The sequence below is a fragment of the Paenibacillus sp. CAU 1782 genome (assembly GCF_054551715.1).
Window position 1 is genome coordinate 116,340 of sequence record NZ_JBTOLL010000007.1, and the last position, 12,935, is coordinate 129,274.

Genomic DNA, 12,935 nt, shown 5'->3' on the forward strand with positions numbered 1-12,935 from the left:
CTATACGAAACCAGGCAATTCCTTGTTTCTGTAAATCAAAAAAACAGCTCCGTCATCCCTTGCTCTTGGCTTCATCGATAAAACCTTGAATAGCGCTGTCCAGCTGAAGCGTAATCGCCGGCGCGCCTTTTACCGAAACCTTCACTTCGGTGGAACCGGCTTTGCCCGTCAATTCGATGTTATCCGTCGTGATTGTAAACGTCCCGTCCGCCCCGGCTTTGTACTCCGCTTTGTCCGCTTCGCCAAGCATAACGTTAACCGCTTCCTGCTTGACAGTGTCTACAACCTTGCCTCCAAGCTCTTTGACATCATCCATCGTATAACCGCTGTACAACACAAGCCCGATTACAACCACTGCTACAAGCGCCCATTTCACAACCGTTTTGACAATTCTCACAATCAGAAACAGCACAAGCAGCGCAATGGCGATAACCAGCCAGTTTTCCTGAAAAAAGGTGCTCCATGTCTCTGTATCGTACGACGAAAAATCAAGAAAGCCCATCCATACCCCTCCATTATATACCTTGCAAAAATGTATTACAAAATATTATAGCCTACCCCGAACGCTCCGTAAACGCCGCCTGTTTTCCACTAAGACATATCTCGTCCCATCATGGCGTACAAGTAGATAACCGGACTTTTTTAGGTAACCTGGATGTAAGGAGGCCGCAGCCGTGAAAACCGCCCTTTGGCTTTATCTGTTTCTGTTTGTCGCTTTTTTTGATCTGCATGCCCAATATCCCATCCTGACGCCGTTCGCCATCTCTATCGGCGCAGCCCCCTCCTTTATCGGCCTGATGATGGGGATGTATTCGATTACTCATCTGCCCGGCAACGTGATTGCCGGTTACGGTGTGGACCGGTTCGGAAGCCGCCTATTCATCGTGTTCAGCCTGCTGGGAGCCGGCGTTATTTTGCTGTTCCAGGCTTACGTAACGAATCCATGGCAGCTTTTGGCGCTTCGTTCCATCAGTGGTTTTGTGCTGGCATTTTTGTCCCCTGCTTGCTTGGCGCTGCTTGCCAGATTAACCACCGACCCTGCGGGACAAGGCAAACTTATGGCTGGCAACGGGCTGGTTCATACGCTGGCCGCTGTTGTGTCTCCTGCAGCCGGCGCTTATCTGGTCGCAAAAATCGGATTTTCAACCGCTTTTACGATTCTGGGCTGGATTCTGGTTGCCACCGCAGTATGCGCGCTGATTTTTATTAAAGATATTCACGCCAAATTGAATCAGAAGCCAGCCTCGCTCCAAAAGGGCAATAAAGGCGACATTCAGCGAAAAGCCGAGCCTGGCGCGGCTAATGTCCCTTTCGTTATCTATTTGCTGCCGGTTGCGCTAAGCTGCGCGCAAGGCATACTTAGCTTCGAGCTGCCCCTATTGGCCAAAAGCAAAGAAGCCATGCTTACGACAGGACTGCTGTTCTCCGTTGTCAGCATCGGGGCGCTGGTCACGCTGAGCATGCTGTTCCTGAACCGACTTCCGGCTTTTCAGCGCACGCTCTGGGGTGCTTTATGCCTGGCGCTTGTCTATTTTGGCATCGCTACGGAGTTTCCGCTCCCTCTAGCCGTTATGCTGCTTGGCGTGGGCATGGCTAAAGGCATCATTATGCCCGCTATGTCCACGCTGCTGATCGAGTTGAGCGGAGGCGCAAGATACGGACGAACCTTTTCCATCCTGGCTATCGCCTTTTCAATCGGCTCCTTCCTGGGGCCAATGCTGGCAGGACAATTGAGGGATCACGTCTCGCCTTATTACATCGCATTTCTGGCATTGATGATGGCACTGCTCTTTCTGCCCTTCTGCCGCATCCGCACCATGGCGCCTGGCACCCAATTTTCATAAAATGGGTAGACGCACAAGGCATTTGCCGTCCGCAAGCATAGGATACATTGTGCCTAGCGGCGGAGGCCTTCCGGCAATGAAGAGCTTCACCGGCGCACTGGCTTCATGGACCTAGGAGAGGGGTGACTCCGGAGATGGGTGGCGTATCCAGAGGTTTTGGCTGTCATGGACATTCGAATGTCGGCACAGTGCTTGTATTGTATATCTTGCTCGTTGTCATTTTATGTGCCGGTTTCTGGTAAGCAGAAGCTTAACTGACTAGCAGACGAACAAAAGGCGGTTCTGCCATAGGCGAACCGCCTTTTCTGCTGTCCGTGCCGGGCGGCAGCGCTGACCGGTTACATTGACTTTGTTATCTCGCGCCGCAACATGATACACTACCTTCATAACATTTCTTGTACGCCAGATAGCCGCAGGAGGACAAGCATGGACAGCGTCATTATCGTGGAAGGAAAAAACGACAGAAGCAGGCTGCGCCGCGTGCTGGACAGCAGCGTCCCCATCTACTGCACATACGGGACGCCGGGTACGGAGCAGCTCGAAAAGCTAAAACGCGAAGTTGGCGACCGCCAGGTTTTTCTGTTTACCGACAACGATTCGTCCGGCAAACGAATCAGGGGCATGCTCCGGGATCTGTTTCCTGACGCCGAGCATATCCATACAAGAAGGGGTTACTCCGGCGTGGAGCATACGCCCGAGGAATATTTGATCGGCCAGCTAGAAAAAGCGGGATTTGATACGCAGATTATTTATCCCGCGACCGATCCCGCTGCACTGTGGAACAAAGATGAGTTTTAAACGGTGATTCAATCATCAACCGGACTTTTTGAACTGGCGCCTAAAGAAGCTTGTTGATTCGGGAGACGATGTAGTCGACCGTCAGATTTTCATCGTTACCGTTGATCCACTCTCTAATCTCGCCATCCTGGTCAACCAGAACGATCAGATTGGAATGGATAAACGTATTTTCTTTCTCCAGCTTTTTGACCCCGATATTGAACGCATGGGCAAGCTCTGTTGTGGCTTGCTCTTCACCCCTCAAGAAATGCCATCCGTCAAAATCGGCATCCAGCCTTTTGGCAAAGTTTTGTATTACTTCGGGCGTATCCCTTTCAGGATCAAATGTGATGGATATCATTTCCGCCTTGCTGGAGAGACTGCCTTGCTCCCGAAGCTTGTCCTGAACGCCGGACAGCAAAAAGGTTGTCGGAGGACAAACATCAGGACAATTGGCAAAATAAAAATAGACAAGTCGTGCTTTTCCTGCGGTTGATTCCAGCGAAACCGTGTTCCCCTGTATATCCTGCATCTCAAAGGCAGGCGCAGCTCCCAGCTTAGGCAGCGGCTCCGCGGGTTTGATGACATAGGTGAACAGAAGATAAACGCCCATGGCCGCGCATAAAGCCAATACCGCGATCTTGAATCCGTGCTTGCGTAAAAAAGTCATGCTTCACACTCCCATTCGCCATCATTTCGCCCTCCATGATATCAGGCGTGGGTTGTGTTGGCAATCATTGCAATAAAGATAATCATCAAATAATTAACGGAGATCAAAAAATTGACCTTGGCCCATTTTTCCGTATCCTTGGCCGTTATGCCGCTAATGGTATGAATAAGCCATACAATACTGAGCAAACCGGCGATAATCAGAAAATAAATGCCCGAATAACCATAAACGTACATAAGAATGACAGCCGGCACCAACAGCAGAACATAGGGAATCATTTGAAGCTTGGTCCGTTTGATTCCTTTTACGACGGGAAGAAGAGGAAAGCCCGCTTCGCGGTATTCTTCAACCCTGCGGATCGCGAGCGACCAGAAGTGTGCGGGTTGCCACAAAAACAGCAGCGCAAACAAGATCCAGGCCCCCATATCTACCTCGCCGGTTACCGCGCAATATCCGATGACTGGAGGCATCGCTCCCGCTACGCCGCCTACAGAGGTGCTCCAGGTCGATGTCCGCTTTAGCCATAGGGTATAAATCACAATGTAGAAAAACCAGCCCAGCAAGCCCAGCCAACCCGTGATGGCGTTAACCAGCAGGAACAAAATCGCAATTCCCGCTACGCCCATGGCAAGGCCGTAGGCCAGCACAAGAGGCGGACTGATCCGGTTCATGGGAACGGCTCTGCCCTTCGTACGATCCATCTTCAAGTCAAGCTCACGGTCCCAATAATTGTTGATGACTGTAGAGGAAGCCATGGTCAATGTGGAACCAATCAGCATCCAGATCATCAGCATGAAGTCAAAGTCCCATTTGGACGCCACCCAAAACCCGCCGAAAGCAGCAAAAATATTTAATCGAAGCAGCCGTGGTTTTGTCAGGGTAATCAAATCTTTCAGCACAAAGCTAGCCTCCCGAGTTATACGACAGACATGTGAGTCGTTTAACATTCATTCATTAATCGTTTCTAATGATACCGAAAAATGCCCATCGTGACAACGCTCACCTGTTTTGTTCATCAATTCGACACTCAAAATGTGACAATTCATGATGCACCAAATTGACTTTCTCCCCATACGTTATCCATGTAGGGCATCGCCTATTAGTGCGAATTCAAAAAATCCGGTTTTTCGTGAGGAAACGGAGGATACCGTTCATATGGCAGTCATTAAAGCAAACTCGGAAGAGACCAAGGTACTTGCTCGACTGATGCGCGCAGAGGCCGAGGGCGAGGGCGATCTGGGAATGCTGATGGTCGGCAACGTCGGGGTCAACCGCATTCGCGGCAACTGCCTGGACTTCCGGAATATACGTTCCATCGACGATATGGTGTACCAAAGTCCGGGCGGATTCGAGGCCATCCAAAAAAGTTATTTTTACCAGAAAGCGCGGGACAGCGAAATCAGACTGGCGCAGCGAGTCATCAATGGCGAGCGGCAGCATCCCGCATCCAACGCGTTATGGTTTTTCAGGCCTGCCGGCGGCTGTCCCTCCACCTGGTACAACCAAAGCAACAGCGGCCGCTTCAAATCGCATTGCTTTTTTGTGCCTGCCGCAGGAGAATGTCCAGCCGTCTATTGATAGGTAGCATGATGTGTTCAGCCCCATTCCAATGCCACGAAAGCGAGGATTACGTTTATGAGCAACTACAGCTACAAGCAAGGAGCAAACATGGCGGCAATGCAAAGCGCCGCAACGCCTAACGGCAACGCCATGTACGGCATGCAAGGCGGTTATACGCCTTATGGTTATTATGGGCAGAGCCCATACGCAACGGGACATATGGCTCCCATGCAGGCAGCGGTTCCGTCCGGAGCGCCGAGCGGATCATTCGTTACGCCGTCGGGTACCAATTTTACAGGCCTTCCTTCACGCGAGGAGTCCTATGTGGAAAACATTTTGCGCCTGAACAGGGGCAAAACGGCTACCTTCTATATGACATACGAAAACAACCGCGAATGGAACGCCAAAATTTTCAAAGGCGTAATTGAAGCGGCTGGCCGGGACCACATCATTATCAGTGACTCCGCAACCGGCATGCGTTATCTGCTGCTGATGCTGAACCTGGACTATGTGACCTTTGACGGGCCAATCAACTATGAATATCCGTTCCAGGGAGGAGTTATCACTCCCGGAACGCCAATGAGTTAACCTTATCGGGTTCAGATCGGTTTAAATGTCCACACATGCAATTTCGCACTGCCCCCAGCAATCCATTGCGATACGGCATGCCAGGAAGAGCGCTCCCCGCAGCGCTCTTCTTTTATTGCATCCGCCTCCTCCTGGCTTTGCGCGGTCCACATTTCCACAAACAGATTATGCTGATCGCTTCCTTCATAAAGCTTAACTCTGCTGTCCCGATCCTTCAGATCATGAACCAAAAGCAAATAAGGCTCCCTGTATTCCGGCAAAATTTTATATTCTGCAAAACAAATGTACATTTGGCGTCAGTCCCCTCTTTTGCGCGCTGATAAAGTTTACTTCCTTCGCGGATACTAAACCGACAAACCGTAAGGAGGCTTATCGATGGATACTGGCACACATCTGGTTATGGGCATTGGCCTTGCCGGACTGGCGATGGTCGATCCCGTAGTGGCGGCAAGTCCCGCAATCCATACAGCCGTGCTGTTCGGAACGGTGGTGGGGTCGCAAGCGCCGGATTTGGACAATCTGCTCCGGCTGCGCGGCAATGCGTGTTATATCCGCAATCATCGCGGCATTTCCCATTCCCTCCCCGCTATTCTGGCATGGACGGCCGTTATTACCCTTTTTCTCCAGCTGATTTATAGGGGAGGTTTGCCGTGGCTCCACATTGCAGGCTGGACGCTGCTGGCGGTTTCCCTTCATGTGCTGACGGATCTGTTTAATTCATACGGCACGCAGGCGATGCGTCCGTTTAATGAAAAATGGATATCGTGGAATATCATCCACATCTTTGACCCCGTTATTTTTACTGTGCACATCATTGCCATATTGGCATGGGCTGCGGGACTTGCCGATCCCGCCGTACTGTTCCCCGTCATGTATCTGTTTCTGGGAATTTATTATGCCTGGCGAACCGCTTCGGCCCGCAAAACCGTTGAACGGCTTCAGCGTCTGGACAAATCCTACAAAAGCGGCGATACCTATATGGCGATTCCGACCATATCGTTATCCATCTGGAATATTGTCAAGCAGGACCGGGAAGGCGTCTTTTATGTAGGCAATCTGCGCGGCAGCTCGCTGCATTGGCTTGATCGGGTACGATGCTCCAGCCATCCCGCCGTGGAACAGTCAAAAAACGATCCGGCCATCGCTTCGTTTCTCTATTTTACCAGCTTTGCCTGTGCCGATGTCAAAGAGCATGACTGGGGCTACGAGGTGCGCTGGTCTGACGTGCGTTACCGCCAGCGGAAGCAATATCCTTTTGTCGGCGTGCTGCTTATGAACAAGCATTTTGAAACCATCGGCTCCTACGTAGGATGGCTTAGCGACGAGCGGCTATCGAAACGCCTGCGTATGGAAACGTATTGATAAGGACAGCATTGACGGGCCGCCGCCTCTTCCTTCACAATGGGGGGAGGCACTTTTTCTGCCTGCTGACAAGTCCGTTTTTGAGGTGAGTTTTATTGTCGTGCTCGATAAAACAAGCCCAAGGTTTCCCTTGGGCTTGTCGTGTTCAGCTAGGATTTGTAATAGAATGGTTTAGCGGATACCGCCGGAAAGTTGTTGCTCAGCGATTTGTACCAGCTTTTTGGTGATATATCCGCCAAGCGAGCCTGCATCGCGTGTGGAAACATTACCGTAGTAACCATCTGCCGGAATTTGTACGCCCAGTTCTTGAGCTGCCTCCAGCTTCATTTGATTCAAGGCTTGATTCGCTTGTGGAACAATAAGTTGGTTGCTGCGGTTGCTAGCCATGATGTATTTCTCCTTTCGTCCTCTGCACGTTGTTGTGTTGCAAGCTTGCAAAGATATTATGTGCGGCGCTTGCACAATCTATCCTGAAATCTAAAACATTTTTAAAATTACTGCAAAGCTGCAAGGAGCGTGCATTATGTCGAAATCATTGTCTCTGTTTTTTGCGGTGTTATCGGTCCTGTTCATGAGCGCCACCGCCGTATCCATTGCCCATAACGGCTGGCTTGTGCTGTTATTCAGCCTGTTATTTCTCTTTAGTACGGGAGCCGGATTTATCGTCAAGGCTCGCCAGAAAAAATGAAAAGAAATAAAGACCAATGACAGTGCTGTAGAAATATTTTTTGTAAAATCAGATTGTCCTATCGTCAGATTAAGTCGCATAAGCTATAATATGCCTTATTCGTAATCATTACTAACGAAAGGGATTTTGCTTATGCGACAAAAGCTGCTTCGGTTTGGCATCTCGACAGTTGCAGCGGGCTGCTTGATGATGGCCGCTCTTATCCTGACAAACCGCGATTTGCCTGGAGCGCTGCTACGCTTGACAGAGCCAGCCAATCTTCAATCCTTTAAAATATTGTTTATCAGCATCATTCTTGAAGCATTCCCCTTTATTTTGCTTGGCGTAATATTTTCCGCCCTGCTGCAAGCGTTTGTTACCGATGAAACAATACGCAAATGGACGCCTAAAAACCCCATTGCGGGCGTGTTGTTCGGCGGACTTCTCGGCATTGCCTTTCCATTATGCGAATGCGGCATGATTCCGGTTGTTCGCCGGCTTATCGCCAAAGGGATGCCGGCTTACATAGGGATCGTCTATCTGCTTGCCGGACCGATCGTCAATCCGGTCGTGTTCGCCTCTACCTTTAGCGCTTTCCGGCTATCGCCGGGCATTGCCTATTCTCGAATGGCGGTAGCTTTTGCAGTGGCGGTCATCATCGGGCTGGTTCTGAGCAAATGGATGAAAAAAAGCCCGTTAAGGCACAAGGAAGCCTTGATCGCACGGGGACATGAAGGGGCTAAGGCGGGTTGGAGGAGCAAGTTATCCGCTGTGTTGTCCCATTCCGCAGACGAATTTTTTGAGATGGGGAAATATTTGATTTTTGGCGCGCTGCTCACCGCCATTATCCAAACGGCCGTTGACCGCAGCACCTTGGCACTATTTTCCGACCAGCCTGTGCTCTCCTATGTGTTCATGATGAGCTTTGCGTTTATCCTGTCGATCTGCTCCACATCGGATGCATTTATAGCCGCTTCCTTCAGCAGCATGTTTCAGCCCGGACCGCTTATTTCCTTTCTCGTATTCGGAGCCATGATCGATTTTAAAAATACGTTGATGCTTTTAACCACCTTCAAATTAAAAATTGTGCTGCTTCTTATCGTTTTGACGTCAGTCTTGACACTGGCAGCTGCGGCAATTGCGGAGGCGTTGATATGATTCATCATTTTATTAGAGCGGGGATTCTGATCGGCTTTGCCATGCTGATTGTTTATTTGTTCCAAACCGGGGAAATATCCCTGTATATCGCACCACGCATGGAGTTTATTATCAAGCTGTCTGCGCTTGGCCTTTACATTGCCGGGAGCTATCAGGTATATGAAGGGCTGCGAAAAAAAAGGCAGCACAAAACGGAGATGGAATGCGACTGCGGCCACGACCATACGCCTTCCCCTTCCATTGCCAAAAATACCGTCATTTACGGACTGTTCATTTTTCCAATACTGTTGGGCTTTCTGATGCCTTCGGGAACGCTTGGCAGCTCGCTTGCAGCCAAAAAAGGGGTAAGCTTCTCCGGCAGCGAATCCATAGTCCGCAAGGAAACGGCGCCTGCAGCCACCCTGCCCGCGGCGGATCAAACCACCGATATATCTCAGGCCTCGTCGCTTGACGCCTTGTTCCCTGCGGATGAATACACGACCGAGCACGCCGAATACGGCAAACGCCTGTATGAGCAAGACCTGATTACCGTGCCGGAGGAGCAATTTATCGAAACATTGACTACGCTGGATTTGTACCGCGAGGCATTGATGGGCAAGGAAGTGGAGCTAAGCGGTTTTGTGTATCGGGAAGAGGAAATGGGCAGCGACAGGCTGGCGGTAAGCCGTTTTGCGATGAATTGCTGTTCGGCGGACGCCTTGCCTTACGGCATGATGATCAATTGGCCAAAGGCCAAGGAGTATCACAAGGATGAGTGGATTAAGGTTCGGGGCAAGCTGACGACTTCCCACTATATTGGAATCGAAATCATGACGCTGGACGTCACGCGTATCGAACGAATCGAAGCCCCGTCGTCCCCTTATGTTTACCCCGATCTTAATTTCGGCTTTTGAAAAAAACCGGATGCGCATTTATCGCGCATCCGGAATTTTTTTATGGACTGTAAGAGGCACTCTCCTATCTGTAGTCCCGCAGCATTTGAGGCTGCTTCGCCTGAGGAGCGTAGCGGCTGCCCCATGTCGCCATATTAAAATTGGATTCGTATAACACGCTGGCCGACCAAGACCCCGTCTGGGAGCGAACTGAAAAATCATACATAATTTCGCCATGCGTCCATTCCGTCCGGTATTTGAGCGCATCGATTGCCATTTGCCTGAATTCCTGAACCTGCGTTGCTGTAAGCCCTTTCTCTTTTAAGCCGGTTTCAGCTTCGAGCTTTCCGTTTTTGCTTGGAATGGGATGATGGCGAATGCCGAATTTCCCTACGTAATTATTACGGATATGTACCAGCACCGTTCCCGCTGACGCATTAATCAATTCTCCCTCCAGCTGGCGAAAAACAAAATCAAGCTGTCTTGCAAGCGAAGCCGAATTTTTTTCCATTGTCTATTCCTCCTGTTTGTTATCGTGCACACGACATCATTTGACATGATGGGATGATTTCCTACATCGTATTGCTCTAATGTTAACAAAAGCACACTCCTTCTTCACCGAAAAGGTTGTTAGTATTTTCCGAAACCCTCTTTGCGTAAACAGGGACGATTCCGCAAATCGCGCAAACCGCAAGGGAATAAAGCATCAAAACAGCCGTCCCGCATTGCCATTTTCCCAATGAGTCCAAAGTCCGTATTGTGGTAAAATTAACCCTTTGCCGTTATAGACCATTTCACCCTCCTGATGTTATAATGTGGTTAATTTAAAAAAAGGAGCGCTTACATAATGATGCAATGGTACTATTCGTTGTCGGTGCGTAACAAATTGCTGATTACTACTTATTTGAATTTAGCGTTTTTTGCCATTGTCCTGATTATTACAACCGCAATCGCGGACGGTCCCGTTCTTCCCATCATTATCGTATCTATCTTACTAGCTCTTTTGGCATATCCGCTGATTACATTTGTGGGACGTACCGTAACGCATTCTTATGAAGAAATATCCAATGCCGCCCATCGCATCTCCAAAGGGGATTTTACACAAAAAATTGATGTCACTATGCATGCGGGGATTGGTGAACTGGGACATTCCTTCAATAGCATGGTGGACAAGCTGAAGGATATTTTGACGGAAACCTCCGGTATTGTCAGACATGTTGCGGATACCAGCCGGGGCATTTTCGACAAAAACAACAACCTTAAGGTGGCTATGGAGCAGGTTGCCTCCTCTGCCGGAGAACTCGCAACAGGCGCCAATCAAATTTCGGAAGACGTCTCAGACATGAGCGATTCCATCAATGAGATTGAAGAAAAGGTGGCGGCATACGCCCATTCCACCAAAGAAATGAACGAGCGCTCCCAGCAAACGATCGAGCTGGTAGACAAAGGCATGCAGGCTCTTGGCGTTCAAACGGAAGGCATGCAGCGCAATATTGACGCCACCGCCAAGGTATCGCAAACGATCGAAGAGCTTGCTCAGAAGGCGCGGGGCATCTCCGCGATTACAACTACGATCTCCGATATTGCGGAGCAGACGAATCTCCTGTCGCTTAACGCTTCCATCGAAGCAGCCCGCGCGGGGGAGCATGGCCGTGGTTTTGCCATCGTCGCTCAAGAGGTTCGCAAGCTTGCGGAGGAGTCTACATCATCCACCAAGCAGGTTTTCAGTCTCGTAAAAAGTATCGATGAAGGTATTCGTCTTGCCATCAGCAACATGAAGGTGAATGAAGAGGTCGTAAAACTGCAATCTGAACATATCCGGCAGTCCGAGCTGGTTTTTCGTGATATTGAACAAAGCATCCAGTTCATTACAAATCAAATTTACGCCTTTTCTCAAGAAAGCGATGCCATGTTGGAAAGCGCAAAAAAAATCTCGGCAGCTATTCAAAACATTTCTGCAATTACCGAAGAATCGGCAGCGGGAACTCAGCAGGTTTCCGCATCTATGAACGAGCAAATCCCATCCGTACAAGCTGTTGTTGAGGAAACGGAGCGGATGTTGACCACCGCCAATCAATTGCAACGCACCATTCAAGTTTTCAAAATGAAATAAATAAGGCATCCTTTAAAAAAGCTTTTATTTGCGGCAACCCCGTAAATAAAGGCTTTTTTGCTATTGGCGAATGAATGAAGTCTGCGGGGGAAATATTACATCTGACCCTCATAGAACCGACAGGAATGGATGCGAAGAGTATGGCCTATTACAGATTCAAGCCGCTACTGCGTATTGCCGCCGCAGGGTTAAGCTGCTTATTGCTGGTTACGCAACATCCCGTTTCCCTGCAAGCGGCCATTCATACCGTTAATGAGGACGGTCTTGAACTTCGTGCTGATGCCGGGACGGCCCAACCTGCGGCCAAAACCAAAAAAACGACTGCCGGTAAAAGGAACAGCCAAAATAAGCGCCAACGGCATCACAAGGCAAAAAAACGTAACACGTCAAAGCAAAAAAGCGGTATGTCCTGGATTCAGCTTCATCAGCAGTTTCCCGAAACTTTTATGCTCAATGGTTCACGGGACCAAATGAAGGTGGCATTAACCTTTGATGACGTTCCAGATCCCCGTTTTACGCCTGCTATCCTCGATGTTTTGGCTAGATACCGGATATGCGCCACCTTTTTTGTTGTAGGCGAACGAGCGGCCAAACATCCGGAGCTTGTTGCAAGGATGATGCGGGAAGGGCATGTCATCGGCAATCACTCTTATAATCATGCTGTTTTTTCCAAGCTTACGTTGGATCAATTTCAATGGCAGTTAGGGAAAACAAATGAAATTCTTTACCGTATAACCGGTAAAAAGCCCACTTTGCTACGTCCGCCTTATGGAGAACTGCTGACCAGCCAAGTGAAATGGAGCAATGAAAGAGGGTACACGGTTGTAAATTGGGATGTAGACTCGGAGGACTGGCGGAATAACCCCGACAGCAGCCTTGTTATTGCCAACATCAGAAAAACGCTGCAGCCGGGATCTATTATTCTTCAACACGCTGGAGGGGGAGAAGGACAGGATTTAAGCGGAACCATTAACGCTTTGCCGCCATTGATTGAATGGCTTCAAGGCAAGGGGTATAGTCTGGTTACTTTACCTGAGCTTCTAAATCGAAAACCTTATCGCTAAAGCGAGCTTTCTATTGCTGCATTAGGCTTGTAAACGATACGCGGCGCCTTTGCAGAGTCGCCTTTGCGGAGGCGTGCCAGGGTTGAAAGCTTGCTGCATTCCTACGGACATCCATGACCTTTAGCGCCATATTTTGATGGAATGCCCATTTTTAAAGGTCATGCGTGACCGTAAAAGCCTGAATTCGTCCCCCAAAGGCGACTTTTAAGCGTCTAAAGGACAGCGCCGACCATTAGGTGAAGCCAATGCAGCCATTTGAG

Annotated in this window: 16 protein-coding genes; 10 read left to right on the top strand and 6 right to left on the bottom strand. The window is 49.5% G+C overall.

What is annotated here, in order from left to right:
• Positions 1–52: 52 nt before the first annotated feature.
• Positions 53–502, bottom strand: coding sequence for a hypothetical protein (locus tag ACX93W_RS16455; RefSeq protein WP_459393461.1), 450 nt, complete (start codon positions 500–502; stop codon positions 53–55).
• A gap of 172 nt (positions 503–674) precedes the next feature.
• Here ACX93W_RS16455 and ACX93W_RS16460 point away from each other — a divergent pair, with 172 nt between their 5' ends.
• Both ACX93W_RS16460 and ACX93W_RS16465 read left to right on the top strand, forming a co-directional pair.
• Positions 675–1,844, top strand: a complete 1,170-nt coding sequence (locus ACX93W_RS16460; protein WP_459393462.1) for an MFS transporter — start codon at positions 675–677, stop codon at positions 1,842–1,844.
• Between the two features lie 426 nt (positions 1,845–2,270).
• A complete protein-coding gene (locus ACX93W_RS16465) occupies positions 2,271–2,642 on the top strand; it encodes a toprim domain-containing protein (RefSeq protein WP_459393463.1) in 372 nt (123 codons plus the stop codon).
• 40 nt (positions 2,643–2,682) lie between these two features.
• Here ACX93W_RS16465 and ACX93W_RS16470 read toward each other — a convergent pair whose 3' ends face one another.
• Together ACX93W_RS16470 and cyoE are read right to left on the bottom strand one after the other, a co-directional pair.
• A complete protein-coding gene (locus tag ACX93W_RS16470; protein ID WP_459393464.1) occupies positions 2,683–3,291 on the bottom strand; it encodes an SCO family protein in 609 nt (202 codons plus the stop codon).
• Between the two features lie 41 nt (positions 3,292–3,332).
• The gene (gene cyoE / locus ACX93W_RS16475) at positions 3,333–4,238 is read right to left on the bottom strand and encodes a heme o synthase (RefSeq protein WP_459393465.1); all 906 of its coding nucleotides are present in this window, start codon (positions 4,236–4,238) and stop codon (positions 3,333–3,335) included.
• A gap of 208 nt (positions 4,239–4,446) precedes the next feature.
• Here cyoE and ACX93W_RS16480 point away from each other — a divergent pair, with 208 nt between their 5' ends.
• Both ACX93W_RS16480 and gerQ read left to right on the top strand, forming a co-directional pair.
• The gene (locus ACX93W_RS16480; RefSeq protein WP_459393466.1) at positions 4,447–4,869 is read left to right on the top strand and encodes a cell wall hydrolase; all 423 of its coding nucleotides are present in this window, start codon (positions 4,447–4,449) and stop codon (positions 4,867–4,869) included.
• Between the two features lie 57 nt (positions 4,870–4,926).
• Positions 4,927–5,439 carry a spore coat protein GerQ gene (gene gerQ / locus ACX93W_RS16485; protein ID WP_459393467.1) on the top strand — a complete coding sequence of 171 codons (513 nt, stop codon included), beginning with the start codon at positions 4,927–4,929 and terminating at the stop codon, positions 5,437–5,439.
• An 11-nt stretch (positions 5,440–5,450) separates the two neighbouring features.
• Here gerQ and ACX93W_RS16490 read toward each other — a convergent pair whose 3' ends face one another.
• A complete protein-coding gene (locus ACX93W_RS16490; protein WP_459393468.1) occupies positions 5,451–5,729 on the bottom strand; it encodes a hypothetical protein in 279 nt (92 codons plus the stop codon).
• A gap of 85 nt (positions 5,730–5,814) precedes the next feature.
• On the opposite strand from ACX93W_RS16490, the gene ACX93W_RS16495 reads away from it, so the two are divergent.
• Entirely contained in the window at positions 5,815–6,801 is a 987-nt protein-coding gene (locus ACX93W_RS16495) for a metal-dependent hydrolase (RefSeq protein ID WP_459393469.1), read from the top strand.
• Positions 6,802–6,972: 171 nt separating this feature from the next.
• Here the strand turns inward: ACX93W_RS16495 and ACX93W_RS16500 are convergent, their stop codons facing one another.
• Positions 6,973–7,188, bottom strand: coding sequence for a small, acid-soluble spore protein, alpha/beta type (locus ACX93W_RS16500; protein ID WP_459393470.1), 216 nt, complete (start codon positions 7,186–7,188; stop codon positions 6,973–6,975).
• A 136-nt stretch (positions 7,189–7,324) separates the two neighbouring features.
• On the opposite strand from ACX93W_RS16500, the gene ACX93W_RS16505 reads away from it, so the two are divergent.
• The 3 genes from ACX93W_RS16505 to ACX93W_RS16515 all read left to right on the top strand — a co-directional run bounded on the left by ACX93W_RS16505 (position 7,325) and on the right by ACX93W_RS16515 (position 9,519).
• The gene (locus ACX93W_RS16505) at positions 7,325–7,489 is read left to right on the top strand and encodes a hypothetical protein (RefSeq protein ID WP_459393471.1); all 165 of its coding nucleotides are present in this window, start codon (positions 7,325–7,327) and stop codon (positions 7,487–7,489) included.
• Positions 7,490–7,621: 132 nt separating this feature from the next.
• On the top strand, positions 7,622–8,626 hold the full coding sequence (locus ACX93W_RS16510; RefSeq protein ID WP_459393472.1) for a permease: 1,005 nt from the start codon (positions 7,622–7,624) through the stop codon (positions 8,624–8,626).
• Positions 8,623–9,519: a TIGR03943 family putative permease subunit gene (locus ACX93W_RS16515; protein WP_459393473.1), complete on the top strand. Its 897-nt coding sequence runs from the start codon at positions 8,623–8,625 to the stop codon at positions 9,517–9,519. The genes ACX93W_RS16510 and ACX93W_RS16515 overlap by 4 nt, the downstream gene beginning before the upstream one ends.
• A gap of 64 nt (positions 9,520–9,583) precedes the next feature.
• Here the strand turns inward: ACX93W_RS16515 and ACX93W_RS16520 are convergent, their stop codons facing one another.
• Positions 9,584–10,009 (bottom strand): O-methyltransferase, encoded by a 426-nt coding sequence (locus tag ACX93W_RS16520; RefSeq protein ID WP_459393474.1) that lies wholly within the window; start codon positions 10,007–10,009, stop codon positions 9,584–9,586.
• Between the two features lie 339 nt (positions 10,010–10,348).
• Here ACX93W_RS16520 and ACX93W_RS16525 point away from each other — a divergent pair, with 339 nt between their 5' ends.
• Both ACX93W_RS16525 and ACX93W_RS16530 read left to right on the top strand, forming a co-directional pair.
• Entirely contained in the window at positions 10,349–11,611 is a 1,263-nt protein-coding gene (locus ACX93W_RS16525; RefSeq protein WP_459393555.1) for a methyl-accepting chemotaxis protein, read from the top strand.
• 140 nt (positions 11,612–11,751) lie between these two features.
• Complete coding sequence (locus ACX93W_RS16530; RefSeq protein WP_459393475.1) at positions 11,752–12,675, top strand: polysaccharide deacetylase family protein; 924 nt, start codon at positions 11,752–11,754, stop codon at positions 12,673–12,675.
• Positions 12,676–12,935: the final 260 nt, after the last annotated feature.